A 25819-nucleotide genomic window follows, 5' to 3' on the forward strand; every position below is an offset into this window, starting at 1 on the left:
CGCCACGCGGCCACGTGCCGGTGTGCAGCGGCCAAAAAAAACGGGCCCCTTGCGGGGCCCGTTCGATCGCACGACGAGGAGCGATCGTTGGATCAGAAGCTGGCGCGCACGCCCACCGAGTACTGGGTGACGTCGCGGTAGCCGGAGATCTCGCCCACCAGGCCCCAGGTCTTGGTGAAGTTGATCTGGCCGCCGACGGTACCGACCCAGGTGCCCTTGAAGTTGTTGCCGCCATCCATGTAGCCGGCCTTGGCCCAGGCTTCGGTCATGCGCGACGGCTTGCCGCGGATACCCATGGTGACGCGGCCCAGGTTGGTGTGGTCCTTGCCGTGGTAACGCACGCCGTCATAGCGCAGGGTCGATTCGGCGTTCTGGCGCACCCAGGCGGCATCGGCGGTGAAGTCCACGCGGTCGGACCACGGCATGTGGTAACCAATGCCCAGCTCCGGCTGGTTCAGTTCCAGCTTCAGCGAATCTTCGCCGTAATGGCGGGTCTTGCTGGTACGCGACCAGCCGCCGAAGACGTAGACCTGTTCGGCCAGCGCGACCGAACCACGCAGGTAGCCGCCGTCGACCTTGGGGTCGTCCAGTGCGTTGTCGTCAACCTTGACCTGCGTCCAGCCACCTTCAACGTAGGTGTAGCTCAGGGCGTCGGCCGACGCGGTGAACGGGGCGGCGGCCAGCAGGGCGGCCACAATCAGGATCTTGCGCATGGGAATTCCTGTGAATTTCAGTCCATTGGCGGGCCTGCCCTTGCGGCTGCCCGTGGCGACATCATGTCGTCCGAGGCAGAATTTTAATGAAAGTTTTACAAATTGCGAGCGACGGGCGTCACAGCTGTGGCATCCGACCCCGTTCAGCCCGGGCTGTTACACTGGCTACGCCGGTTCGCCGGTACACAAACGTCTTCAGGGCGGGGTGCAACTCCCCACCGGCGGTAGGTGCGCAAGCACGAGCCCGCGAGCGCCCCGGCCCACGGCCGGGGGTCAGCAGATCCGGTCCAATGCCGGAGCCGACGGTCATAGTCCGGATGAAAGAAGACGGTGCCACAGGGCTCATGCCCTGCGTGCGCCTGTTTGCCTTGCGGCGTTTTTCGCTCACATTCCGCGGAGAACGTTACTTGTTTACTGGAATCATCGAAGGCGTCGGCCGTCTGGCCGCTCGCGAACCCATTGGCGGCGATGTCCGCTTCACTTTCAATGTCGGGACGCTGCCGTTTGACAACGTGCAGATGGGCGAGAGCATTGCCATCAACGGCGTCTGCCTCACCGTCATCGCATTCGACGCCTGCGGCTTCCAGGCTGATGCCTCCACCGAGACCCTGGGCCTGACCACGCTGGGCCAGCTGGGCGAGGGCGCGGTCATCAACCTGGAGCGCGCCATGCGCCCGACCGACCGCCTGGGCGGCCATCTGGTCAGCGGCCACGTCGATGGCTTGGGCCAGGTGCTGTCCATCCACGAAGATGCGCGCGCCCAGCGCTGGCGCTTCGCCGCGCCGGCCTCGCTGCGCCGCTACATTGCCAAGAAGGGCTCGATCTGCGTGGACGGCGTCAGCCTCACCGTCAACGAAGTGGACGATGAAGGCTTCGAAGTCGCCCTCATTCCGCACACCGTGGCCAACACCGCGTTTTCCGCTACCGGCGTGGGCAGCGCGGTGAACCTGGAAATCGATCTGGTCGCTCGGTATGTCGAGCGGTTGTTGGGTGAAGGAGCCCGCGCATGAACTTCGCACCCATCCCCGAAATCCTGGAAGACATCCGCCTGGGCCGCATGGTGGTCATCGTCGATGACGAAGACCGCGAGAACGAAGGCGACCTGATCATGGCCGCCGAGCTGGTGAAGGCCAGCGACATCAATTTCATGGTCACCCACGGCCGTGGCCTGGTGTGCCTGCCGCTCACCCGCACGCGCGCGGCCGATCTGGGCCTGGCGCCGATGGTGCAGGCCAATACCGCGCAGTTCCAGACCAACTTCACCGTCAGCATCGAGGCGGCCGAGGGTGTCACCACCGGCATTTCCGCGCATGACCGTGCGCACACCATCCGCACCGCAGTAAAGCCCAACGCCAAGCCGGCCGACCTGCACCAGCCGGGCCACATCTTCCCGCTGATCGCCCAGCCGGGCGGCGTGCTCACCCGCGCCGGCCACACCGAGGCCGGCGTGGACCTGGCCATGCTGGCCGGGCTGGAACCGGCCGGCGTGCTGGTTGAGATCCTGAACCCCGACGGCAGCATGGCGCGCCGCCCGGAGCTGGAAGTTTTCGCCCGCGAGCACGGCCTGAAGATGGGCTCCATCGCCGACCTGATCGCCTACCGCCTGGCCACCGAAAAGACCGTCGAGCGCGTCGACGAGCGCGACATCGATACCGAATTCGGCCCGTTCAAGCTGGTGACCTACCGCGACCGCATCGCCCACGACCTGCATTTCGCCCTGGTGCGTGGTACCCCGGACGCCGACACCCCCACCCTGGTGCGGGTGCAGGTGGAAAACCCGCTGGCCGACCTGCTGCACTGGCGTCGCGATGATTTCGGCGTGGCCGCCACCGATGCCCTGCGTGCCATCGACGCCGAAGGCAGTGGCGTGATGGTGGTGCTGCAGGCGCCGCGTGATGGCGAGGCCCTGCTGGCCCGCCTGCGCCAGCAGGCGGCGCCGGTAGTGCCGGGCAAGGACAAGGACGTGAGCCAGTGGCGCCGCAACGGTGCCGGCGCGCAGATCCTGTCCGACCTGGGCTTGGGCAAGCTGCGCGTGCTGGGCACCCCGCGCCGCCAGATCGGCCTGGCCGGGTACGGCCTGGAAGTGGTGGAGACGGTGGGCTGCTGAGGCCATTGGGAACCCTTGTAGAGCCGAACCATGCTCGGCTCATGCGCCCAGCGCGGGGTTCTCCGGTCCGGTGCCAGACAGGGCAGCCGAGCATGGCTCGGCTCTACAGCAGGCTCCCTCAAGGTCCCCGCGAGCCACGGCCGGGGCCCATCCACGCTAGAATTACCCCCTTATCGAGTCCCCCAAGCCGCATATGAGCCACTACGAAGGCGATCTTCGCACTCCCGAATCAGCGCGCTTCGCCATCCTGGCCAGCCGCTGGAACGCCCGCATCACCGATACGCTGGTCGCTGGCGCCCGCCAGAGCCTGGCCGGCAACGGCATCACCGAAGCCAACATCGACGTGATCCGCGTGCCGGGTGCCTGGGAACTGCCGCTGGTGGCCGCGCGCCTGGCCGCCGCCCATGAACACGCCGCCATCCTCACCCTGGGCTGCGTGATCCGTGGCGATACCCGCCACTACGAACACGTGGCCGACCGCTGCGCCGAAGGCCTGATGCGCGTGCAGCTGGACTTCGGCGTGCCGGTGCTGAACGGCGTGCTGGCGGTGGAACGCGTTGAAGACGCCGAGGCCCGCGCAGGCGGCAGCCACGGCAACAAGGGCGAGGAAGTCGCACTCGCCGCATTGGAAATGGTCAATCTTCTGGAGCAGCTGCCATGAACAAGAACACCCAGGGCAAGCCCTCCGGTAAACCCGTCCGCCGCGATGGCGTCGATCCGGTGCTGCGCTCGCGCGCCCGCCGCCGTGCCGTGCAGGCCATCTATGCCTGGCAGATCTCCGGCGGCAACGCCCAGTCGCTGATCGCCCAGTTCGCGCATGAGCAGGCCCGTGAAATCGCCGACCTGGCGTACTTCGAAGCGCTGGTGCATGGCGTGCTCGACAACCGTCGTGACATCGACGAAGCCCTGGCCCCGTACCTGGACCGCGGCATCGAGGAAGTGGACGCGATCGAACGCGCGGTGCTGCGCCTGGCCGCCTATGAGCTGCGTTACCGCCTGGACGTGCCGTACCGCGTGGTGATCAACGAAGCCATCGAATCGGCCAAGCGCTTCGGTTCCGAACACGGCCACACCTACGTCAATGGTGTGCTGGATCGTGCCGCCGTGGAATGGCGCAAGGTCGAATCGGGTCACTGACCCGTTTCTGCTTCTGGTGGATGCCAACCTTGGTTGGCATGGGTGAAAACCCGCTCGACCGTTGCACGATGCGGGAACCTGCTTTGATCTTTGAACGGCGCGGGAACCTGCTTTGGACTTCGAACGGCGCGGGAACCTGCTTTGATTTTCGAATGGCGCGGGAACCTGCTTTGGTAGAGTCAACTGTTAGTCGACTGCCTTTCGATCAGCAGTCGGGGTGTCGGACGGGAGAGCAGTCGACTAACAGTCGACTCTACCCCGTCGGATTCCCACCGGTTCCATCCGATCGGTTTCCCATCGGTTGTCCCCCATCGGCACGATCCACCCGCGCCCGCCGCCCATCCATGCAACCCGCCGGAGCGCCCCCATGTCCCTGGCCGAATTCGCCCTCATCGACCGCATCCGCGCCCGCACCCTCGAGCGCGACGACATCCTGCTCGGCATCGGTGATGACGCCGCGCTGCTGCAGCCGCGCCCGAACGAACAGCTGGTGGTCACCGCCGATACGCTCAACAGCGGCGTGCATTTCCCGGCCGAAACCCCGGCGTTCGACATCGGCTGGAAGACGCTGGCCGTCAACCTGTCCGACCTCGCTGCGATGGGCGCGCGCCCGGCGTGGTGCACGCTGGCGCTGTCATTGCCCGATGCGAGCGAGGATTGGATCGAAGCCTTCGCCGACGGTTTCTTCGCCCTCGCCGACCAGCACGACATCGCGCTGATCGGTGGCGACACCACGCGCGGCCCGCTGTCGCTGTCGGTCACTGCGATGGGCCAGGTCGGCCGTGGCCAGGCACTGCGCCGCGACCGTGCACAGGTGGGCGACGATATCTGGGTCAGTGGCACGCTGGGCGATGCCGCCGGTGCGCTGCGCCTGTGGCAGCAGGGTGCGCTGAACGTGGCCACCGCCACGCTGCTGGCCGACTACGAAAGCCTGCGCCTGCGCCTGCTGCGACCGACGCCGCGCGTCACCCTCGGCCTGCGCCTGCGGGCGTTCGCGCATGCAGCGGTGGACGTGTCTGATGGCCTGTTGGCCGACCTGGGCCACATCGCCACGCGCAGCGCGGTGGCCGCGCATGTCGATGCCGATCTGTTGCCGATTTCGAATGCGCTGCGTGAGCTGCTGGGCCGTGAAACCGCCCGCGAATGCGCACTGCGCGGCGGTGACGACTACGAACTGTGCTTCACCGCCGCCGCTGACCAGCGCGATGCGCTGCATTACCTCGCCGAATCGCTGGACCTGCCGCTCACCCGTATCGGCCGCATCGCCGAAGGGCAGGGCGTGCATGTGGATGGCGAAGCCGCCGATGGTGGTTACCAGCACTTCGCCTGAAGCATGGCGGGGTCGGATCCCTTTGCAGCGCAAAGGGCTCTGACCCCAGCTTGGCGTCAGAGCGTTGCCATGGTAGGTGCCAACCTTGGTTGGCACTGATCTGTCAGGCCTCCTTGCCGGCCTCGTGTCGACCAAGGTCGACACCTGCCAGAGCGGGGGCGCGACAAACAAAAACACCAGGCATTGCCCGGCGTAATCGCTTATACGTGCGGAACGGGTTTGCCAAACCGATTGTCAACCGGCGTGCTGGGCAGCAGCATGAACACCAGCACGGCCAAGCCGGCAAACGGCACCAACATCAGCAGCAGCCACCAGCCCGAACGATCGGTGTCGTGCAGCCGGCGAATGGTCACCGCGATCAGTGGCAGTGCCAGTGCCAGCCATACCGCCACTGTCAGCCCGGATGAAACCAACGCCAGCGATGTGGAGTTGATGTGGCCGGCAATGAGGCCCAGTACGTTCAACGGAACCGTAAACATCATCATGAACAGCTGGAACCACCAGTACTCGCTGCGGCTGGCGCGCCCAGTGAACTGGGTATAGCGCTTCAGCGGAACCATCATCTTGTGCATCTACTTTTCTCCTTTGGGGCGGTGAAAACACTGGTCACGATTGGCGGGTTCAGATCCGTCTGCCGACTGGCAGAAGGATCTGAACCCGACCGCCACGGCACTCAGGGGTAATCGGCCATCAGTACGGCTTCGCCGACAATCGCGCCGGCCACCAGCGCGTCGGCGTTGCGGGCATAGCGCGCGCTGAGCGGAATCGGGTTGCTTCCGGTCTGCGCCATGCCGTACGACCAGGGCGTGCCCAGCTGCACCGGCAGGCCATTGCGCAGCAGTTCGATCTGCACGCCTGCGGCATCGCTGCCAGGTGCGGCGGCAAGCATGCTGCCGCTGCCGCCGGGCACATGCGCGTCGGTCAGGGTCAGCTCCACCGGCACGTTGTCGTGGCTGCAGGCCATGTTCACCACGAAGTCCTTGTCGCCCGCCGAACTTCCGGCACCTGCCAGTGCATTGGCGGGTACATCGTCCAGTGTCAGCGTGGCGCCTTGCACCGCGCAGTCGCGTATCACCGAGACATCGAACCCGAGTTCAAGCGTGCCTGTGCCCACCAATGAAGGATTGCTGCGCGGGCGGATGCGCAGTTGCGAGGTACGCGAGATCGCTTCGCTCTGTACGTTGCGACGCCCGGAGACCGACAGTTCGGTCAACAGCTTCGCCCGCGACGAAGCAGGAACGGTCAGCACCAGGCTTTGCCCACTCATGGTGAACGCCACGCCGTTGGCAATGCCGCCGCGCTCCTCGTACACGCCCAGCAGTACCAATGGTGAAGTATCAGACGCCTGGAACTTGCCGAAGGTCAGGCCGCGGTACTCCACCGTGCCCAGCAGCGTCATCGGGGTATCGAACTCCACCTCGAACTCCAGCGGCGCAGTGTTCGGGCAGCCACTGAACTCGACACCGGCCGCGCCAAAGGAGTAGTCGAACGATTCGCGCTCGTTCAACACCACCGGATACATCGTGCTGGCAAAGCCATCGGTCACGGCAGTGCAGGCCCAGGCGGCACCCGCTTCAAACAGGAAGAGCGTCGCGACCAGACACAGCAACGGCGCCCAGTGCCACGGGCGTGCAGGCTTCATCGGCTGACCGCTGCCTGCTGCTCGCGCGGCGCGCCGTAGTCATCCAGCCAGGTAAAGGTCACCGACGCCGGCATCGCCGCACCCTCCGGCAGCGCGAAGCGCGCGCTCTGGCCCGGCGCGATCATGTCCACGTCCACGCTGCGGCCATCGGCCAGTTTCAGCGTGCTCAGCGTCACGTGGTAGGCGCTGGGGTTACTCACCTGTAGCGCACCACCGTCAGCGCGCCATTGCAACTGTGCGGCCGCATCGCGCGCGCTGCCGGGCAGGCCGGCGGGGCGATGGAACAGCTTCACCCGTGTGCGCACGGCGAACTGCAGCAGGTTCTTGTCGGCCGCATTGGCCGGCTTGGGCGGAATGTCCAGCAGATTGAAATAGAACACCGATTCACGGTCGGTCGGCAGCGGTGCCTCCGATGGACGCGGCGCATAGGTGATGCGATAGGCCTGGCCCTGCTTGGACTGCAGCAGGCGCGGCTCGGCCGGCGTCAGCCGGAACGGCGTACGCACATCTTCCGGGCGCGACTGCGCGTTGCCATCGTCAATCCAGACCTGGGTCATGGCCGGCAGCTCGCCCACGTTGCTGGCGCGCACGGTGGTGTCGCGGCCCTTGCCGGCGTCGTACACGATACGCGTACCCTGCAGCGTGACCGCCGCGGTAGCAGGCAGCGCAACGGCCATCGCCAGCGACGCGCACAGCCACGTCGATGCGTGGTGCTTCATGGGAAACCTCTTGATGATGAAGATGGCCGCCTGGCGCATCCGTGCGCCGGGCGGCCAGGGGCTTACTTGTAGACCACCACGAAATCGCCGGAGGCGTTGGCGGTACCCTGTGTCGCGTTCTGGCCCGGCGAGGCATACCACGCGCTGTAGTCCAGCTGGCCAGTGCCGCCGGCGGCGATGGTGACCCACTGGGTCGGGTCATCACCGATCTTCTGGTGGTTGCCGGCGCCGTCATACAGGGCCACGCCCACGTTGGTGGCGCCGGACGCGACGGTCAGTGCAAGGTTGCCGGTGCTGCCGTCCGGGGTGCCGCCGAAGCGCACGCCCACATCCTGCTCGGCACCCGAGCCGGTGCAGTCCAGCGCGATGGTGAAGTTCTTCTGGCCAGCACGGGTGTTGGCGTTCACCGAAGCCAGATCGACCTGGCCCATCGGCACGGTGATGGTGCCGCCAGCGGAGCCGACCGAGCAGGTCGACGGCATCAGCTCACCGGTGATTTCCAGTGATTCGGCGTACGCGGCCGGCGCAGCGGCGGCGAGCAGGGACAGGGACAGCAGGCGCAGTTTCAGGGACATGCGAAGTTCTCAACGGAGGGAAGGATGTGCATTGGCCGCGCAGCAGCCAGCGGTGCGTAGTCTCCGCGCTTGCTGTCGCCGGGTGAATGCAACAACTTGCAAATGCACTTGCATGGCGGAAGACCTCCACGCAGTTGCGTCATCACGCACGCGAGGCGGCTGTTCGTGCCCGTTGTTGGCGGAGCGTGGGTTGTCGCCGACACTGGTGCAGATGCGTCAGGCGAAATGCAACAAGTTGAATGTCATTGGCAAGAGCACACTCCTAGTCTGGCGTCCCCCCACGAAGCCGCCGCGTGCTCACGCGGCCACCCGCCACATGCAGTTTCCGACTTCCGCCGCATCGCGGTGGGCCGGCGCAATGCGCCCGGTGAAACCCGTTCCCCTGGCACGTGCCATCGGTACCGCGCTGCTGGCGGGTCTGCCCGCCCTTGCTGTTGCCGCCTCACCCGCACCCGAGTTCAGCGAAGGCTTCCTGCTTGGCGGCGAGGCCATCGACATGGCGCGCTATGTCAACGGCAATCCGCTGCCTGCAGGCGACTACGCGGTGGATGTACATGTGAACGGCCAGTTCCTGCGTAGCCAGGACATCCGCTTCGCCATCGACCAGGACCCGCACGTGGCGGTGCCGTGTATTCCAGTGTCGCTGGTTCGCCTGCTGCCGCTGAAGCCGGAATACCTGGATGCGCTGCCCGGCAATGCAGCGGCCTGCGTCGATCTGGCAGAGCGTGTGCAAGGCGCACGCGTCGCCTTCGACAGCGGCACCTTGGAACTGTCGATCAGCCTGCCGCAGGCCGCACAGGCCAGTACCGCACGCGGCTTCGTGGCGCCGGAGCTGCGCGACGACGGCATCACGGCCGCGTTCGTGAACTACAGCGGCAATCATTACCGAAGCCAGGGGCGTGAGAGTTCCTACCTGGGCCTGAACGCAGGGTTCAATGCCGGGGCCTGGCGGCTGCGTCATCGATCTTCCTTTACACACAGTACGCGTGGCTCGAACTACAACGTCATCAGCAGCCACGTGCAGCGCGACATTCCGGCCTGGAACAGCCAGCTGCTGCTGGGCCAGGGCAATACCGGTGGCGAGCTGTTCGACAGCGTGGCCTTCACCGGTGTGCGCGTGGCCAGCGATGACCGCATGCTGCCCGATTCGCTGCGCGGCTATGCGCCGAAGGTGCAGGGCATCGCCGAAGGCGCGGCACGTGTCACCATCCGCCAGAACGGCAACATCATCCACGAAAGCAACGTGGCGCCCGGTCCATTCTCCATCGAGGATCTGTACCCCACCAGTTTCGGCGGCGACCTGGAGGTCACGGTCACCGAGGCCGATGGCCGCGAGCAGCGCTTCAACGTGAACTTCTCTGCAGTGCCACAGGCGCTGCGCGCAGGTGCTTCGCGCTTCGCGTTCACCGTGGGCGAGCTGCGCGACACCCAGCGCACCCTGCAGCCGCTGCGCTTTGCCGAAGGCACCTACGCGCGTGGCATCAGCAACGGCCTTACCCTGCTGGGCGGTACGCAGGTCGGCCAGCACTACCAATCGCTGTTGTCGGGCGCGGCCATCAACACCCGTATCGGCGCCTTCGGCGTAGACGTCACCCATTCGCGCGCCAACTTGGCGCCGGGTGAGCGCATGTCCGGCAACAGCTTCCGGGTGAACTACCAGCGCTATGTGCAGGCCACCGGCACCAACTTCGGTCTGGCTGCCTACCGCTACAGCACGCGCGGCTTCCTCAGTCTGAACGACACCGCGCGCGTGCTCGGCGGCGGCGCGGTGGACGAATGGGGTTACGGCTTTCGTGCACGCGAGCGCTACCAGCTGAATTTCTCGCAGAAGCTGGGAGAGCGCACCACGCTGCACCTGAGCGGCGGCCAGGTCGCCTACTGGGACAGCAGCCGCAGCCGCAGCGACCTGCAGCTGAGTGTGCAGACCAGCACGCGGCGGGCGAACTACGGGCTGTCGGCCCTGCGCTACCAGCAGGGCGATGGACGCCAGGACACCCGCTATGCCTTCACCCTGAGCGTGCCGCTGGGCCGCACCCATCATGCGCCGCGCATGAGCACCCAGCTCAGCCATGCCGGCAGTGGCGGGCAGGCCCAAGCCACCCTGACCGGCAACCTGGGTGAATCGCGCGCGCTCAGTTACACGCTGTCCACTACCCAGGGCAGCGGGCAAGGCAGCCACAGTGCCTACGCCGCGTGGCAGGGCGGGCGCGGCCACGTCGATGCCGGCTACAGCCGCGTGGGCGACTACAGCAGCCTGTCGCTGGGCGCCTCGGGCAGCGCGGTGCTGCATGGTGGTGGCATCAACCTGGGCGCACCGGTGGGCGATGGCTTCGCGCTGGTACAGGCACCGGGCGCGCAGGGCGCACGCGTGGGCAGCAGCACGGGCGTGCGCGTGGCCGGCAATGGCTATGCACTGGTGCCGCACATCAGCCCGTACCGCTGGAACACGCTGGATCTGGATCCGTCTGGCCTGCCGATGGAAGTGGAACTGTTGCAGACCTCGCAGCGCGTGGCGCCGACCGCTGGTGGGATCGTACGGGTGCCGTTCGACGTGCGCCGTGAGCGCACGCTGTTCATCGACGCCACCGATGCGCTGGGCCAGCCGCTGCCATTCGCCGCGCAGGTACACAGCGAAGACGGCTTGCCGTTGGGTGCGGTGGGGCAGGGTGGGGTGATCCAGCTGCGTGGCGCGCAGGATGCAGGTGCCTTGATTGTCGACCCCGAAGGCGCGGCGCGTTGCCGCATCGAGTACCGAATGCCCGATGCTCCCGACGCCTATGGGCTGTCGTGGAGCGTGGGCGAGTGTGTTCCGCAGCGTCTGGCGGCGGCCAGCGCTTCGCTATGAGTAAGCCGCCGCGTACTTTCAATCCTCGTCAGGAGAATTCCATGAAAGCTTCACTAGTTGCCTGTATCGTCGCGATCACTGTCGGCATGCTGCTCGCCGTGGCCTCGGCCGACTCCGCCACGCTCACCATCAGCGGTCGCGTGCTGCCGGGTACCTGCACACTGGCGGCGCCACCGATCACACTGGACTCGATCAAGGCCGATGAGCTGGTGGTTGGCAACAATGGGCTGAAAACCAGCGCGCTGAACTTCACCGGCTGCGTAGGTGTAAGCAAGGCGGTCTTGTCGTTCAGCGGCACGGCGGCCGATGGCGATGCGCAGCGCTGGAAGAATACCGCCAGCACCGACCCGGCAGCGGGCGTCAGCGTGGCCCTGCTGGCCGGTGCCAGCGGCAACACCTACCTGAAGAACGGCGACACCGGTATTGAAGTGCCGGTCACCGGCGCCACCGCCAGCTACCCGCTGCGTGCCGGCTACTACGCCACCGCGTTGACTGGCCTGCAGGCCGGCGAAGTGCGCACCGAAATCACCGTTACCGCAGACTACGAATAACGCGCCGCGCGCCGCCCCATCGTAGAGTCGAGCTTGCTCGACTGCCTTCCGCGGTGTCTGCGAAGTCGAGCAAGCTCGACTCTACAGCGCGGCGTGCAACTGCACGTCCACATACTCGGCCAACCCCCGGCATGGCAGCAGCAGCCCTTCGCGCACACCATCTGCGGGCGTTTGCGCTGCTGCACCGGTCATGGCTGGCGATTTGGCCACCGATGCAGTGCAGCTGGGTAGTGCTCGGGCCGCTGTCCTGTTGGCCCTGCGCGCGCATGACCGTCGCGGCACACTCACGCTGGAAGACGGACGCAATGCATGGGTGCGTGTCGCCACGCTGAGCAACAATGCATACGAAAGCGGCGCGGCGGTACAGCTGGGTAGCGATGTGCTGCAATCGAGTCATGTGCTTATGGGCGTGATGGTGGGCAGCAGCCGCAGCGATGGTCACGTGGTTTCCACGGCGTCTGGTCGCGGCGGGAAGGAACGCGTGCAAGGAACTACGGTCGGCGTGTACGGCACTTGGCTGCAACAGGCAGATGGCGCGGCTGGAGCCTATCTCGATGCCAGCCTGCAGGCGGCGCAGTTCCGCAGCCATGTGTACGGCGCGAGCCTGACATAAGCGGCCCGCGACTCGCGGCCATGGCTGGCGTCGCTGGAAGGCGGCTTCACATTCAATTTGCGTAGGGGCGCACGTTGGCCATTGCAGCTGCAGCCGCAGGTGCTGTTGCGGCATGCCGACGGCATGGAGGCCGGTGCGGGGCTGCGGGTTTCCACCTGGCATGAGGGCCAGCGCAGCCTGCTGCAACCCTATGCGGCCGTGTACTGGCTGAGCGGCGACATGCACGATTCTCGGAAGAGCGATCGGCGTGAACTGCAGGCGGGTGTCGATCTGCAGTGGGGCGTGCGCCGGGGCGCCTGGGCGGGCCTGAACGCGGAGCACGGTGGTCGCGGCCAGCGTAGGATCTCGGCGCAGATGGGCCTACGCATGGCCTGGTAACCGCTGTGGCGTTGATCTGGCAGAACCGCAACCAATTGCATGGCACTGGCCAGTAAGGCCCGGCACCATGCGCAGCGACTGTTGGCCATCTACAACTCATCGGCCGCCAGCTTCGCGGCGCATTGTGGGTCGCGACCACCAAACAGTGATTATACCCCGCCCGTTACCGGGATGCAGCAGGAGACAATTCATGCTTACCACCGATCTTTCCCTGCGCAGAAGGAATGCGCGGATTCGACGCTTCGCCGTTCATTGCAAGCAAGCTTTCGGAATGCTGAAGCTGCCTTGCAACGGCCTACTTCGAGTGCTGCGGCAACCGCGCAGTTCCGTGTCTTGCGTCAATCCTTTGAAGGGTGGGCAGCGGGCATCGTTTGCCGCGCTGACAGCCGTGGCTGGACTGGTCGCGTGTACCACCGTGCAGGCCTGCTCCACCGTGTCGAGGGAGATTCCCATTGATGAAGACGTCACGGTGAACTACGTCAGCGAGCCGGATGCCTTCTTGACCAATGTCCACACAGGCCGTAACGGCTTATTCACCGGCTGCAGAGCAGCGACGTATGACGTGAACATCCAGGCGAATCTGCCTGGGCTTACCTATGTCCGGGACGTTGAATTGTTTGGTCTGTCGGTTCCCGCGTACGAGTTGCACCCGGGATCACCGCTGGTGGGCATCGTTGCGATCATTGAGAACAGTGGCTCCCCAACTGGCCGACTCCCGCTTTCGATGGGGCCCAACACAACGCAGTACACCACCAGGTCCGGCTCGTTCGGCCTCGATTTCAGGCTGTACACTAGGCTTTTCGCTAGGGGCGGACCAACCAGTGGCGCTCCCTATGGAAATCTGGGCACGATAGAGATTACCTTGCAGCAGGCACCTGGGCTGTCGGTAACCGTTCCGGTCAGTCTGGGCATACAGATGCGTTCGCCGACGTGTACGATCGGTGACAACTCGGTGGTACTTGACAATGTTTCCGCTGATGCGCTGCCTGCGGTAGGGCGCCCGATCGGCGAGAAGACCTTCAACATGCAGATGAATTGTCTGACGGCAGGTGCCAATGTCACGTTGCAGATTGTGGACGCGCTCGATTCCGGTAACGTGGGCAGCCGGTTGACACCGACGTCGGACTCCGATGCGCGGGGGGTGGACCTGGAGCTGTTGCGGGGTGGTAATGCGGTGAGGTTTGGCGAGACCTGGGATCATGGTCCGTCACGGGTGGGTATGCAGAACATTCCCTTCAGCGCGCGTTACGTGCGCAATGCAGAAGCATTGGAGCCTGGTGAGATCAAGGGGCAGGCAACGCTGAGCCTGGACTACAACTGACCTTCATCTGTTTGACGTACTACCAACTGGTAACGGTCTGTCAGGGCATTGATTCTGGATCTCCCCTGAGTAACTCTCATCGCTGACGTAATCGTCCATTGAGCTCAGGGTTGGGGATAGCAATGCTGGCCCCTCCCTTGTCGCCGATTGCCTTCTCCGTATGTCTGCCTTCATTCGTCCACACGCTCCCGCCATCGATGGCGGGAGCGCATTGGCCGTGCTGGCCGTCATTGTTTTTCATATCGATGCTGCGTGGCTGCCCGGTGGCTTCACCGGCGTGGACATGTTCTTCGTCATTTCCGGCTTCGGGATCAGTCAGGCGCTGGCGTCGCGTGGCTCCCAGCCCACGGCCCGTCTGCTGCTGGATTTCTATCGACGTCGCGCGCTGCGGCTGTTGCCGGTGCTGCTGCTGATGCTGCTGGCCACCTTCGTGCTGTCGGCCCTGTTCATTCCGCGCGCATGGCGCAACGAGCAGTTCGACCAGACCGGCTGGGCCGCGTTGGCCGGGCTCAGCAACATTGTCCTGGCCGGCCAGGACGATGACTATTTCTCCCCCGGCGCAGAACTGAATCCGTTCCTGCATACGTGGACATTGGGTGTGGAAGAGCAGTTCTATCTGGTCTTCCCGCTGGTGTTCATGGTGTGGCTGCGCGGCCGCGGGTACTGGTGGTGGACACCTGCGTTGTTGCCGGTACTCACCGGGCTGTCGGTGCTATGGGCGGGCTGGCAGGCGCAGGTGGCACCGACATCGGCGTTCTACCTGGTTCTGGGAACTGGCGGCCGGCGCGCTGCTGTACCAATGGACGCGGACGCGCGTGGATAGCCGATATGCGCATCTCGTGGCGACTGCAGGTCTGGCGTTGCTGGTGGCCGGCGGATGGATGGCCCGGCATCTGCCCATGCCGATGCCGGGCGTGCTGGCCACCGTGGTCGGCACGCTGCTGCTGTTGGCAGGCGTTTCCCGACAGGCAGATGGTGGTATCGCCCGGGTTCTGGGCTGGTCGCCGCTGGTGTATCTGGGCCGCCTGTCGTACTCGCTGTATCTGTGGCACTGGCCGCTGCTGGTGCTGCTGCGTTGGACTTATGGGCTGCAGGGCGCGGCATTGTGGCTGTACCCAGTGCTGCTGCTGGCGGTGTCGGCTGCGTCTTATCACTTGGTCGAGCAGCCGCTGCGGAACGCCGGGCCATTGCTGCGTTGGGCGCCGATGAAGACGCTGGCATCGGCGGGGCTTCTGGTGGCGCTGTGTGGCGTGGCCACGTAGGCCAGCGTGGAACATCAGGAGCGCATCTCGCTGAGTGTGACCCGTGACAGCCATGCCTGGTAGGCGCGCCGCTACCCGGCCTGGCGGCCGCTGGAGCCGGTCGCGGCACCGAACCTGGACGGACGTCGCCTGTTCGTTGCCGGCGATTCGCACGCCGCTGCATATCGCACCATGACCAGCATGGTGGCGCGCCAGACCGGCATGGAATTGCATCAGAGCGATCAGGGCGGCTGCAGCTTCGTGAACCTGCTGCGGGCCAGCCCGGCCGCCTGCCAGGGCTTTATCGAGCAGGCGCTTTCGCAGATCGAGCGCGAGGCGCGCCCGGGTGACATCGTGCTGCTGGCGGCATTGCGCACGCCCGAACTGCGGGGCATCGATTGGTCGCAGCAGGACGATGAGACGGTCTACCGCACCTTGCTGACCCAGCAGACGCCGGCCGACGCCCAGGCCGCACGCGAGGAAGCCGAGCGCGTGCTGCAGCGGCTGCAGGTGCTGGGCGTGCAGGTGGTGATCGACGCACCGATGCCGCTGTTCAAGGCCGGCGCCTATCGGTGCTCGGACTGGTTCAACCGCATGAACCCGGCGTGTGCCGGTGGATTGCAGATGCGCCGCGCCGACCTGGAGAGGCTGCGTGCACCGCAGATGGCATTGCTGGTCGATCTTGCCGCGCGCTACCCGTCGCTGGCCGTGTGGGACCCGCTGCCGCTGCTGTGCGGGCCCGAGGTTTGCCTGGCAGTGGAAGATGGCCAGCCGCTGTTCTTCGACAACGACCATTTGAGCGGACACGGCAACCGCGTGTTGCTGCCGCACTTCCGTCAGCTGCTGATCGACACCGTAGAGTCGAGCTTGCTCGACTGATCTTCCTGTAGAGCCGAGCCATGCTCGGCTGCTCTTGAAACGGCGGTCTCAACTTGCAAGCGCAACACTTGAATTGAACTTTGCGAATTCCTCTTCCACCGCTTGATTCGGCGTCTTCCAGCCAAGCGTCTGTCGCGGACGTGCGTTCATCAGGTCGGCAACGTTGTTGAGATATTCCTGGCTGGCCTTGGACAGGTCAGCGCCCTTGGGCATGAACTGGCGCAGCAGGCCATTGGTGTTCTCGTTGCTGCCGCGTTGCCACGGCGCATGTGGGTCGGCGAACCAGAGATCGATGTTCAGCCGTCGCATGAGCTCCTTGTAGCAGGTCATCTCGGTGCCGCGGTCGTAGGTCAGACTTCCAAGCAGAAAGTGAGGCAGCTTCTTCATCTGCCGCGTAAAGCCTTCCAGCGCGTCCTCTGCAGTGCAGCCATCCATCCTGCACAGCAGGACGAAGCGCGTCTTGCGCTCCACCAGCGTGCCCACGCAGGAGCGGTTGAACGCGCCCTTTATCAGGTCGCCTTCCCAATGCCCCGGTATCAAACGCTCAGCCACTTCTTCCGGCCTGTGGGCGATGCGAAGCTCCTCAGGCACCCATGTGCGCTTGGCGGCACTGGTGCGACGCAGACCACGCGTTGGCTTGTGCTGGCGCAACGCTTCCACAAGCTCTTTCTTCAAACCACCGCGCGGGTGCGCGTAGATGGCAGCGTAGATCGTCTCGTGGCTCACGCGCTTGCTCGGGTCATCCGGATGCATGACCCGAAGCTTGGCAGCAATCTGCTGAGGCGACCAGCGATAGAAGACCAGATCGTCACGAACACTCTGGAAAAGTGCGCTGCTCTCCACCAGCTTTCGCCTGCGAACGCTGCGCTTTCGGCGCAGCTGGTAACGCTGCCCTGCGAGCCTGGCAACGTATCCCGGGTGCTCCTGCCGGCCCAGTTCCCGCGACAGGGTGGAAGCGCTGCGACTGAGACGCCTGGCAATGGAATGAATGCTGGACCCGTTGCTGACTTCGATCTGCAGCACGGCACGTTCCTCGGAACTCAAATGACTGTAATGCTTTCCCATGCGGGCACCCTACGCGGTTGCGGGGTGTTGCATGGCGGTGGCATCAATCTGGGGGCACCGGTCGGCGATGGCTTCGCGCTGGTACAGGCACCGGGCGCGCAGGGGGCACGCGTGGGCAGCAGCACGGGCGTGCGCGTGGCCGGCAATGGCTATGCACTGGTGCCGCACATCAGCCCGTACCGCTGGAACACGCTGGATCTGGATCCGGCCGGCCTGCCGATGGAGGTTGAACTGCTGCAGACCTCGCAGCGCGTGGCACCGACCGCCGGTGGCATCGTGCGCGTGCCGTTTGAAGTACGCCGCGAGCGCACCCTGTTCATCGATGCCACCGACGCGCTGGGCCAGCCGTTGCCGTTTGCCGCGCAGGTGCATAGCGAAGATGGCCTGCCGCTGGGCGCAGTGGGGCAGGGCGGGGTGATCCAGCTGCGTGGCGCGCAGGATGCAGGTGCCTTGATTATCGATCCCGAAGGCGCGGCGCGCTGCCGCATCGAGTACCGCATGCCTGACGCTCCGGACGCCTATGGTCTGTCGTGGAGCGTGGGAGTGTGCGTTCCACAGCGTCTGGCGGCGGCCAGCGCGTCGTTGTGAGCATCCATTACGGTCGTTCATCCCCAATCAGGAGAATTCCATGAAATCCTCGTTTCTCGTCTGCGCCTTGGTAGCCTGCGCTGGCATGTTTCCTTCCGTCGCCCTGGCCGACACCGCCACCCTCACCATCAGCGGCCGTGTGCTGCCTGGCACCTGCACCCTGGCGGCACCGCCGATCGCCCTTGATCCGATCAAGGCCGATGAACTGGTGGTGGGCGACAACGGATTGAAGGCTGGCGTGCTCAACTTCACCGGTTGCGTAGGCGTGAGCAAGGCGGTGCTGTCCTTCAGCGGCACGGCGGCCACAGGTGATGCCGAGCGCTGGCAGAACACGGCCAGCACCGACCCCGCAGTGGGTGTGAGCGTGGCCTTGCTGGCGGGTGCCACGGGAACGACCTATCTGAAGAACGGGGATACCGGTATCGAGGTGCCGGTGACCGGTGCAACGGCGAGCTTCCCGCTGCGCGCGGGCTACTACGCAACCGCGTTGACCGGCCTGCAGGCAGGTGAAGTGCGCTCGGAAATCACCGTCACTGCCGACTACGAGTAGAGTCGAGCTTGCGCGGCTGCGTTGTTGTAGAGTCGAGCCATGCTCGGCTGAGGCGCGCAGGGGCCGTGATGTCTCGAAGGCTCGCCTCCACAAGCGACGTGAAGCTGCACATCCCTCACCACGCGCGCGTATGCGCGCGACCCGCGAATGCCACGAATCGCCGCTCGCCGTACTTCGCAACAAGTTGCATGGTCCTGCGCCCGTTTGAACTGCACCATGCATTGCTTCGACCTTTCACCCCGGAGCCATCATGTACGTTGTTCCCAACGTCGCGCGCGCACTGACGCTGGCCGGACTGACGTCGTTCGGCTTTGCCGCGCATGCGGCGTGCGTGCCCAATGTTCCAAGCGTCACCTACGCACAGACCGTGCCGGTGCGCTTCGTGCCTGAGCCAGATGTTGTGCTGCATGTGGCGCACAGCTCCGCCATCAACTATCAGTGCGACGCTGAAGAGTCGGCCACCTTGCGCGCAGCGCTGAGTGGATTGACCTACGTGAGAGACATTAACGATGAACCTGCATACGAACTGAGCCCGGACTCTCCGCTGGTTGTCGTGTACTTCAGCAACTCTCCAGACAATGGCGCTGAAGGTGTTGGCGGTGCGATCGATGCATTGCGTGATAATTCCTGGTCATTCGAGGCTGCTGGAAACTACATGGAAGCCGAGCTGTACTTCTATTCCCGCGGTGGCCCAATGCGACCGCAGACACAGCGCCGACTTGGCTCGGTACAGGTGCTCGGCTCCGGCTCGGCCGAGTTCCATTTCGAGTTGGGCTATGAATTCCAGGGCACCACCTGCGCGTTGATGGATGCCAGCCCCGTGCTCGACCCCATCAGCGCCGATGCGCTGGACGCCACTGGTAGCGGTGGCGCGAAGGACTTTACTGTGCAGATGGACTGCGGTGTTCCCGGCCGTCCGGTGTCGTTGGAAATCTACGATGCCACCGATCGCAGCAACATGAGCGACATTCTGGCGCCCGCGGCCGGTTCCAGTGCGCAGGGTGTGGGCCTGCAGGTGCTGCACAACGGTCTGCCGTTGCCGATGGGACGGGTGTGGGCGCATACCGATTCCACCGGCGCCAGTGAACGCATCCCGTTCACTGCGCGCTATATCCGCCTGGCAGGTGAGCCGTTGCTGGCCGGCGAGATCATTGGCCAGGCGGTGCTGGTGGCCAACTATTATTGAGCGGAAGTCGCTTGGTGCCTTCGCACCTGCGCCAGATGCCGATTGACCCCGCGGAAATAGCGCGCTGGTGCAGCCGACGTAGAGCCGAGCCATGCTCGGCTGCGCGCGTAGCGCTGCTTCATCGCGAGACGACAGGCAGGAAAGCAGCCGGGCATGGCTCGGCTCTACAATGCAGCGTGCAGCTGCGCATCCACATATTCGGCCAGCCCACGGCACGCCAGCAGCAATCCCTCGCGCGCGTCATCGCCTACCTGCTGGCTGACCTCACCATCCACGCGCACGCGTTCTGTAGCGTGCAGCAACTCCAACAGAAACGTCAGCCCGGCATTGGCGCGGTCGATGCGCGCCAGTGCCAGCCGCTGCCCCGGCGTGCGGCCTTTGCCAGGCCACGGCTGTCCATCGGCGGCGTCGCCCTGGCGGATGTGCTGCAGGCAGTGCAGCAGCGTGATGGTGCCGGGCTCTTCGCCTTCCTGCAGTGCGGCGAAGGTGCTTTCGAGCGTGCGCGCCAGGTCGTCAGGCAGGCGCGTGGCGGCCTCGCCCAAGGTGGCAAACAGGTGGGGATAGTGGGAAGTGGTCATGGCGGCGTCCTTGTGTGCGAAGCAAGGGGCCACCCCGCTTAACAGCGAGGGTGGCGGACGGTGCGTGGTTCCAATACCGGTGATTAGTGTCGCCAAATGCCGGCGGGCACGAGGCCCCCACGCACCGCCCGCCAAAGATCCGCGGACAGAATGCCTGCCGACGCCACCCAGGCACGAGGGAAGGCGGTGACGCCGGCAGGCAAGCGTAAACGACACTAATCAAACGGGATTGGAAGCCCGTGCCACCCGTCGTCGGTGGCATCTACATCTTGCGCACGTAGGTGCTGCTGTACCAATGAGGAAAGTTTCAAATTCAAAATTGTTGCAATCTGCATGCAGGCGCAGTGTGGTCGCGCATTGTGAGGCGAATGCGTCAGCATTCGCGCAGCGTCCTTGTGGAGCCGAGCCGATGCTCGGCTCACAGCGCGAAGCGCAGCGTTCTTCGTGATCTGACCGGAAAGCAGCCGAGCATGGCTCGGCTCTACAGAAGGCGGAACGTGCAATGGAGGCTGCGCGGAAGCCCCTTGTAGAGCCGAGCCGATGCTCGGCTTACTGCGCGAAGCGCGGGTGCATCGTGATCAGAACGGAGAGCAGCCGAGCATGGGCTCGGCTCTACAGCGCGGTGGGTGCAACTGTTGGCCTCACACCGGCGGCAGCACCTTGCCCGGGTTGAGAATCCCATCCGGGTCCAGCGCGGACTTGATCGCGCGCATCGCCGCCAGCGTGGCCGGGCTGAACGCCTGCGCCATGAAATCGCGCTTGGCCAAGCCAATGCCGTGTTCGCCAGAGAGCGTGCCGCCCAGCGACAGCGTCAGTTCGAAGATCTTCGGCAGCGCGGCATGCGCGCGTGCGTTCTCGTCGGCATCGTTCGGGTGGTAGAGGATGTTGACGTGCAGGTTGCCGTTGCCGGCATGACCGAAGGTGACGATGGTGAGCGTGTAGTCGCGTGCCAATGCCTGCACGCCGGCCACCAGTTCCGGAATGCGCGACACCGGCACCACCACGTCTTCATTGATCTTGCCGGGTGCCACGGTGCGCAGTGCCGGCGACAGCGCCTTGCGTGCGGCCCACAGCTGGTCGCGTGCGCGGCCTTCCATCGCCACGTCCAGCTCGATCATGCCGTCGCCCTCGGCGGCGCTGGCCAGTGCCTGCAGCAGGTAGGGCAGGGTGTCGTGGTCGCCATCGGCTTCCACGAGCAGCATCGCGCCAGCCTCGGGTACTTCGGCACCGTTGAGGCGCAGCAGCTCCAGGCTGCGGGCGTCCATGAATTCCAGTCGCGTGGGCACCACTGGCTGCGACATCAGGCGTGACACCGCGGCGGCGGCCGCATCGGCATCGCGGTACAGCACGCGCAGGCCGGCCTGGCTGACCGGCAGCGGGGTGAGCTTGAGGGTGGCTTCCACGATCAGCGCCAGTGTGCCTTCGCTGCCCACCAGCAGGTGGGTGAGGTCGTAGCCGGTGGAATCCTTGGTGTAGGCGCCGCCGCAGCGGATCACCTCGCCGGTGCCGGTCACTGCCACCAGGCCCAGCACGTTGTCGCGGCTGGTGCCGTACTTCACCGCGCGCGGGCCACCGGCGTTGCAGGCCAGGTTGCCGCCCACGCTGCAGATCTCCGCGCTGGACGGGTCCGGCGCCCAGAACAGGCCGTGCGGCGCCAGTGCCTGCTGCAGGGTTCCGTTCAACGCACCCGGCTGCACCACGGCGCAGCGATCACCGGCACGGATGTCGATGATGCGATCCATGCGAGTGAACGACAGCACGATGCTGCCGGGCAATGGCACCGCAGCACCGGTGGTGCCGGTGCCCGCGCCGCGCGCGATCAGCGCCACGCGATGTGCACGGCAGGCGCGCACCAGTGCCTGTACCTGTTCGATGCTGGCGGGCAGCGCGACGGCAGCGGGGCGCTGGTGGCGCCACGAGTTGTCCTGCGCGTTCGCCTCCAGCGCGTTGTCATCCATGCGCCAGCCCTCCGCGCCCAGCAGGGCAGACAGTTCGGCAACCAGGGCAGCGGGCAGGGCAGTACTCATGACGGATCTCGCGGGACAGCAGGGGCGGGTTGGATCAGTTTCCAGGCAACAACGGCGCCGGCCAGCGGCAGCCACACCCAGCGCAGTTCAGAGAGAAGGGTGGCGATGCCGCGCGCGCTGAAGAACTGCGGGGCGAACGGTGAAACGCGGATCGGCCGCCACGGGGCGAAGAAGCGGTGTTCGCTCCACGGCCAGGCCAGGGCAACGCCAAGGCCGCCGGAGGTCATGGCGTCGAGCAGGGGATGGCTGGCGGCGCAGATGAAGACGAATGCCGCCGCCTGCACGGTGGACGCCACCGTTGGCCGCGCCGTGGTAGGTGCCAACCTTGGTTGGCACGAAACCGCCGACCAAGGTCGGCCGCTACCAAAGAACGCCCACACCGCGGCCAACACCGCCAGAACCCCGGCAAACAACAACGAATGGCTTGCACCGCGATGGCCGAACGCATCGGCATAGGGAATGTGCAGTGCAAAGGCCAGTACATCGGCATCGGGCAGCATCGCGGCGACCACACCGGCAGCCAGCAGCCACGCAGGAATGCGGCCACGATCGGCGGCGCACCACAGCGCCAGCGGCACAGCGGCATGGGTGATGATGGACGGCATCAGTCACGCACCATGGTCGTGCCGGCCAGGTTGCGCGCTGGCAGGTGCCAACCTTGGTTGGCACAGAAGCACCGACCAAGGTTGGCCTCTACCAAAGCGGACGGTACCCATCAGCAATCATCCAACCGGAACGCATCCCGCAGCCAATGCAACTGCGGCGGTTCACCCGTGGCTTCCACCACGTCGAAACGACAGGGCGCATTGGCCAGTGCAGGGTTGTCCTGCAGATACAACAACGCGGCATGGGCCAGGCGTCGACACTTGCGCACGTCCACCGAGGCAGCGCCGCCACCGAAGTCGGATCGCGCGCGGTAACGCACTTCCACGAACACCACGGTGCCGGCATCGTCCATCACCAGGTCCAGTTCACCGCCGCGATAACGCACGTTGCGCGCACGCGGCTGCAGTCCGGCCTGTTGCAGATGCTGCTCGGCGGCGGCTTCCACCGCCGAGCCCCGTTGGCTGCGCTCAGCGACCACCGACGATCGGCATCGGCCGGCCGCCATTGAAGGTGGACCAGGCCGGCTGGCGCAGGATGTTGCCGTTGCTGTCCAGGAACAGGGTGCCGGTGGCGCCGTCCAGGCCGCCTTCGTTGGACAGCTTGTCCAGGTAGGCGGTGATCTTCCAGGCATCGGCGCCGAAGGCGAACAGGCGGCCGGCGGCACCGCGTGCGCTGGGCAGGGTGCTGGCCACCTGGCTGGCCGAGGGCAGGCCGGACACGCTGCGCACGTTCCAGGCTTCGTTCGGGTAGACGATGCCGTCCAGCGCCACGTCTTCTTCCACCTTGCCGCTACCGACGGTCAGCTGCGAGGTGCCGACGCGGGTGGCGCCACCGGCACCTGCCAGCGCCAGCTGCGGCGCCAGCAGGCGGGCCTGCGGGGCGCGCACGGCGAGGAACACGGCATCGACCTGGCCGGCATTGCGCACCTGCGCGCCGACATCGCCAACCGCGTCGCTGACGCCGACGGTGGCCACCACCTGGCCGCCACGCTGGGCGAAGCGCTGGGCGAAGGCCGCAGCGGCACGGCGGCCGGTGTCGTCGGCACTGTTGATCACCAGCGCCTTGCCGCGCTCGCGGCCACGCAGGTACTCGGCAGCGACGATGCCGTCGTCTTCCGGTGCCAGCGAGAAGCCGGCGCTGCCGGCTGGCGGCGCATCCTTGCCACGGTTCAGGGCCAGCACCGGCACCTGCAGCTGCTGGCGGCCGTACACGGCGTCCACTTCGTCGCGGCCCAGCGGGCCGACCACGAAGTCGGCACCGGAGGCGACGGCCTTGTCATACGCGGCCAGCGCACCGGCCGGGGTACCGGCGGTGTCGATGAAGTTGATGTCCGGGCGGCGGCGGGTCTCGCCGTAGTAGGCGGCCAGCAGGCCATCGCGCACCGGCTGCGCGGCGGTGGCCAGGCGGCCGCTGAGCGGCAGCAGCACGGCCAGCTTGGCCGGCGGACGGTAACCGTCGCTCATGGCCGGCGGGCGCTTGCTGGTATCGAACTGGGCGGCGCCGTCGCGGTCGAACGGGCGCGGCAGAGGCAGGCCACGCGCGATCAGCGCGCGGCCGGCGAAGTTGTACAACGGGTCGTTGGCCGGCAGGGCGGCGGCACGGCTGCGCAGGGTGGCATCGTCAAGCGTACCGAGCAGGCCGGCAATGGCGGCCTGGTTCTCGCTGCGTGCGCTGCCGGTCAGGCTGGCGTGGGCGCGTGCGCGCTCGGTGGCGGCACCGAAGGCATCGCCGGTGCCCTGCAGGGCAGTGGCGCGGGCCAGGTGCCAGCGCGTGCGCAGGGCCGGCAGTACGTTGTCGCCACTGTCCTTCAGCAGGGCCAGGGCCTGTGCCGGCTGCTTGTCGGCCAGTGCCAGCTCGGCGCCGGTCAGCTGGTAGCGCTGCAGGCTGGCGCCGGTCAGCTGGCGGGCGGTGAGCTGGCCCAGCAGGCTGCGCGCGCGGGCGCTGTCGCCGGCCAGGTTCCAGGCCCAGGCTGCATCGGCCAGGGCGTTGGCGCGGGCACCGCCGCGCAGGGTGGCGGCCAGGCCTTCCAGCTGCAGTGCGGCGTCGCGCGGCTTGCCCTGTTCGATCAGCGCCAGCGCCTGGCTCTGGGCCGGCGATTCGGGCGCGCTGGTCAGGCTGGTGGTGGCACAGCCGGCCAGCAGCATCAGCGACAACGACAGGGCGGAGATCCGTGCGGCGGGCTTGTTCATGATCGGGTCCATGCGATGAGGGCAGCGGCCTTGGCCGGGTACACGCTACGATTCTACCCTTGCCCCGTGAGTACCGCTGAAATGAGTGTCCCAACCCTGTACGTCGTCGCCACCCCGATCGGCAACCTGGCCGATCTGAGCCCGCGCGCGCAGGAGGTGCTGCGCTCGGTGGCGGCCATCTGTGCCGAGGACACCCGCCGCAGCGGCCAGCTGCTGTCCCATTTCGGCATCCAGCAGCCGCTGGTGGCCCTGCACGAACACAATGAAGAGGCCCTGTCGCAGCGCCTGGTGTCGCGCCTGCAGGCGGGTGAGTCGCTGGCGCTGGTGAGCGATGCGGGCACCCCGCTGGTCAGCGACCCCGGCTTCCGCCTGGTGCGTGCTGCCCGTGCGGCTGGCATCAAGGTCAGCCCGATTCCCGGGGCCTGCGCTGCCATCGCCGCGCTGAGCGTGGCCGGTCTGCCCAGCGATCGCTTCAGCTTCGAAGGCTTCCTGCCGGCCAAGGCCAGCGGCCGCCGCGACCGCCTGCAGGCGCTGGCCGGCGAAGTGCGCACGATGGTGTTCTACGAATCCTCGCACCGCATCGCCGAATCGCTGGCGGACATGGCGGCGATCTTCGGCGGCGAGCGCCCGGCGGTGCTGGCACGCGAGCTGACCAAGCTGTTCGAGACCGTGCTTGATGGCGACCTGGCCGGCCTGCTGGCCAAGGTGGAAGCCGACGAGAACCAGCGCAAGGGCGAGTTCGTGGTGATGGTGCAGGGCGCCGGCGATGATGAGGAAGCGCAACTGGCGCATGGCCGCCGTGTGTACGCCAAGCTGAGCGAGCATCTGCCGCCGTCGACCGCGGCGAAGCTGGCGGCCGAGTTGACCGGTGCGCCGCGCAAGGCGTTGTACGGGAGTTGATGGATCGTGCGGACCAAGGTCCGCACCCACCAAGGCGGAATCGGCGCGGCATCGGTAGATCCACGCCATGCGTGGATGA

At 66.2% G+C, this 25819-nt stretch carries 26 protein-coding genes, 1 pseudogene and 1 riboswitch; of the genes and pseudogenes, 16 read left to right on the forward strand and 11 right to left on the reverse strand.

Annotated elements, in window-relative coordinates; translation table 11 throughout:
• Positions 1-92: 92 nt before the first annotated feature.
• Positions 93-713, reverse strand: a complete 621-nt coding sequence (locus tag QRO91_RS00630; protein WP_049429498.1) for an outer membrane beta-barrel protein — start codon at positions 711-713, stop codon at positions 93-95.
• A gap of 187 nt (positions 714-900) precedes the next feature.
• Positions 901-1046: riboswitch (FMN riboswitch) on the forward strand.
• A gap of 74 nt (positions 1047-1120) precedes the next feature.
• Between QRO91_RS00630 and QRO91_RS00635 the strand changes: the two genes are divergently transcribed.
• The 5 genes from QRO91_RS00635 to thiL all read left to right on the forward strand — a co-directional run bounded on the left by QRO91_RS00635 (position 1121) and on the right by thiL (position 5287).
• Complete coding sequence (locus QRO91_RS00635) at positions 1121-1723, forward strand: riboflavin synthase (protein WP_049429509.1); 603 nt, start codon at positions 1121-1123, stop codon at positions 1721-1723.
• Positions 1720-2820 carry a 3,4-dihydroxy-2-butanone-4-phosphate synthase gene (gene ribB, locus QRO91_RS00640; RefSeq protein WP_049429499.1) on the forward strand — a complete coding sequence of 367 codons (1101 nt, stop codon included), beginning with the start codon at positions 1720-1722 and terminating at the stop codon, positions 2818-2820. The genes QRO91_RS00635 and ribB overlap by 4 nt, the downstream gene beginning before the upstream one ends.
• 193 nt (positions 2821-3013) lie before the next feature.
• Complete coding sequence (gene ribH / locus QRO91_RS00645) at positions 3014-3481, forward strand: 6,7-dimethyl-8-ribityllumazine synthase (RefSeq protein ID WP_010481977.1); 468 nt, start codon at positions 3014-3016, stop codon at positions 3479-3481.
• Positions 3478-3957 carry a transcription antitermination factor NusB gene (nusB, locus tag QRO91_RS00650; RefSeq protein WP_049429500.1) on the forward strand — a complete coding sequence of 160 codons (480 nt, stop codon included), beginning with the start codon at positions 3478-3480 and terminating at the stop codon, positions 3955-3957. The genes ribH and nusB overlap by 4 nt, the downstream gene beginning before the upstream one ends.
• 367 nt (positions 3958-4324) lie before the next feature.
• On the forward strand, positions 4325-5287 hold the full coding sequence (gene thiL / locus QRO91_RS00655) for a thiamine-phosphate kinase (protein ID WP_049429501.1): 963 nt from the start codon (positions 4325-4327) through the stop codon (positions 5285-5287).
• Between the two features lie 200 nt (positions 5288-5487).
• Here thiL and QRO91_RS00660 read toward each other — a convergent pair whose 3' ends face one another.
• From QRO91_RS00660 to QRO91_RS00675, 4 genes are all read right to left on the reverse strand, one after another.
• Complete coding sequence (locus QRO91_RS00660; protein WP_049429502.1) at positions 5488-5859, reverse strand: DUF805 domain-containing protein; 372 nt, start codon at positions 5857-5859, stop codon at positions 5488-5490.
• Between the two features lie 101 nt (positions 5860-5960).
• Positions 5961-6929, reverse strand: coding sequence for a fimbrial protein (locus QRO91_RS00665; RefSeq protein ID WP_238378673.1), 969 nt, complete (start codon positions 6927-6929; stop codon positions 5961-5963).
• Positions 6926-7648 (reverse strand): molecular chaperone, encoded by a 723-nt coding sequence (locus tag QRO91_RS00670; RefSeq protein ID WP_197619733.1) that lies wholly within the window; start codon positions 7646-7648, stop codon positions 6926-6928. The genes QRO91_RS00665 and QRO91_RS00670 overlap by 4 nt, the downstream gene beginning before the upstream one ends.
• A 62-nt stretch (positions 7649-7710) precedes the next feature.
• Positions 7711-8223 carry a fimbrial protein gene (locus tag QRO91_RS00675; RefSeq protein WP_049429503.1) on the reverse strand — a complete coding sequence of 171 codons (513 nt, stop codon included), beginning with the start codon at positions 8221-8223 and terminating at the stop codon, positions 7711-7713.
• Between the two features lie 367 nt (positions 8224-8590).
• Here QRO91_RS00675 and QRO91_RS00680 point away from each other — a divergent pair, with 367 nt between their 5' ends.
• The 7 genes and pseudogenes from QRO91_RS00680 (at position 8591) to QRO91_RS00715 (ending at position 16051) form a co-directional block, all read left to right on the forward strand.
• Entirely contained in the window at positions 8591-11068 is a 2478-nt protein-coding gene (locus QRO91_RS00680) for a fimbria/pilus outer membrane usher protein (protein WP_308306956.1), read from the forward strand.
• A 41-nt stretch (positions 11069-11109) separates the two neighbouring features.
• Complete coding sequence (locus tag QRO91_RS00685) at positions 11110-11619, forward strand: fimbrial protein (protein ID WP_049429504.1); 510 nt, start codon at positions 11110-11112, stop codon at positions 11617-11619.
• A 190-nt stretch (positions 11620-11809) separates the two neighbouring features.
• Positions 11810-12232, forward strand: a complete 423-nt coding sequence (locus QRO91_RS00690) for an autotransporter outer membrane beta-barrel domain-containing protein (protein WP_049429505.1) — start codon at positions 11810-11812, stop codon at positions 12230-12232.
• Between the two features lie 81 nt (positions 12233-12313).
• Entirely contained in the window at positions 12314-12610 is a 297-nt protein-coding gene (locus tag QRO91_RS00695; RefSeq protein ID WP_049429506.1) for an autotransporter outer membrane beta-barrel domain-containing protein, read from the forward strand.
• Between the two features lie 190 nt (positions 12611-12800).
• Complete coding sequence (locus tag QRO91_RS00700; protein WP_238378674.1) at positions 12801-13931, forward strand: fimbrial protein; 1131 nt, start codon at positions 12801-12803, stop codon at positions 13929-13931.
• A 160-nt stretch (positions 13932-14091) separates the two neighbouring features.
• A pseudogene (locus QRO91_RS22475) lies at positions 14092-15193 on the forward strand (acyltransferase family protein).
• Between the two features lie 171 nt (positions 15194-15364).
• Complete coding sequence (locus tag QRO91_RS00715) at positions 15365-16051, forward strand: SGNH hydrolase domain-containing protein (RefSeq protein WP_238378675.1); 687 nt, start codon at positions 15365-15367, stop codon at positions 16049-16051.
• Positions 16052-16099: 48 nt separating this feature from the next.
• On the opposite strand, the gene QRO91_RS00720 is transcribed toward QRO91_RS00715, so the two are convergent.
• A complete protein-coding gene (locus tag QRO91_RS00720; protein ID WP_197650621.1) occupies positions 16100-17116 on the reverse strand; it encodes an IS30 family transposase in 1017 nt (338 codons plus the stop codon).
• Here QRO91_RS00720 and QRO91_RS00725 point away from each other — a divergent pair.
• The 3 genes from QRO91_RS00725 to QRO91_RS00735 all read left to right on the forward strand — a co-directional run bounded on the left by QRO91_RS00725 (position 17096) and on the right by QRO91_RS00735 (position 19440).
• A complete protein-coding gene (locus QRO91_RS00725; protein ID WP_238378676.1) occupies positions 17096-17704 on the forward strand; it encodes a fimbria/pilus outer membrane usher protein in 609 nt (202 codons plus the stop codon). The genes QRO91_RS00720 and QRO91_RS00725 overlap by 21 nt on opposite strands.
• Before the next feature lie 85 nt (positions 17705-17789).
• A complete protein-coding gene (locus QRO91_RS00730; RefSeq protein ID WP_100443766.1) occupies positions 17790-18254 on the forward strand; it encodes a fimbrial protein in 465 nt (154 codons plus the stop codon).
• Between the two features lie 250 nt (positions 18255-18504).
• Positions 18505-19440, forward strand: coding sequence for a fimbrial protein (locus QRO91_RS00735; protein ID WP_197650622.1), 936 nt, complete (start codon positions 18505-18507; stop codon positions 19438-19440).
• Between the two features lie 164 nt (positions 19441-19604).
• Here the strand turns inward: QRO91_RS00735 and QRO91_RS00740 are convergent, their stop codons facing one another.
• The 5 genes from QRO91_RS00740 to QRO91_RS00760 form a co-directional block, all read right to left on the reverse strand.
• Positions 19605-20018 carry a hypothetical protein gene (locus QRO91_RS00740; RefSeq protein ID WP_049428915.1) on the reverse strand — a complete coding sequence of 138 codons (414 nt, stop codon included), beginning with the start codon at positions 20016-20018 and terminating at the stop codon, positions 19605-19607.
• A 641-nt stretch (positions 20019-20659) separates the two neighbouring features.
• Positions 20660-22045, reverse strand: a complete 1386-nt coding sequence (locus tag QRO91_RS00745; protein WP_049428914.1) for an FAD-binding oxidoreductase — start codon at positions 22043-22045, stop codon at positions 20660-20662.
• Entirely contained in the window at positions 22042-22650 is a 609-nt protein-coding gene (locus QRO91_RS00750; protein ID WP_049428913.1) for a metal-dependent hydrolase, read from the reverse strand. The genes QRO91_RS00745 and QRO91_RS00750 overlap by 4 nt, the downstream gene beginning before the upstream one ends.
• A gap of 110 nt (positions 22651-22760) precedes the next feature.
• Positions 22761-23129, reverse strand: a complete 369-nt coding sequence (locus tag QRO91_RS00755) for a YraN family protein (protein WP_180848833.1) — start codon at positions 23127-23129, stop codon at positions 22761-22763.
• A complete protein-coding gene (locus QRO91_RS00760) occupies positions 23119-24840 on the reverse strand; it encodes a penicillin-binding protein activator (RefSeq protein ID WP_197619745.1) in 1722 nt (573 codons plus the stop codon). The genes QRO91_RS00755 and QRO91_RS00760 overlap by 11 nt, the downstream gene beginning before the upstream one ends.
• Before the next feature lie 81 nt (positions 24841-24921).
• Between QRO91_RS00760 and rsmI the strand changes: the two genes are divergently transcribed.
• Positions 24922-25740, forward strand: coding sequence for a 16S rRNA (cytidine(1402)-2'-O)-methyltransferase (gene rsmI, locus QRO91_RS00765; protein ID WP_005408070.1), 819 nt, complete (start codon positions 24922-24924; stop codon positions 25738-25740).
• Positions 25741-25819 lie beyond the last annotated feature (79 nt).

The organism is Stenotrophomonas maltophilia group sp. Smal32, assembly GCF_030237085.1.
Classification (GTDB): domain Bacteria; phylum Pseudomonadota; class Gammaproteobacteria; order Xanthomonadales; family Xanthomonadaceae; genus Stenotrophomonas; species Stenotrophomonas maltophilia_Q.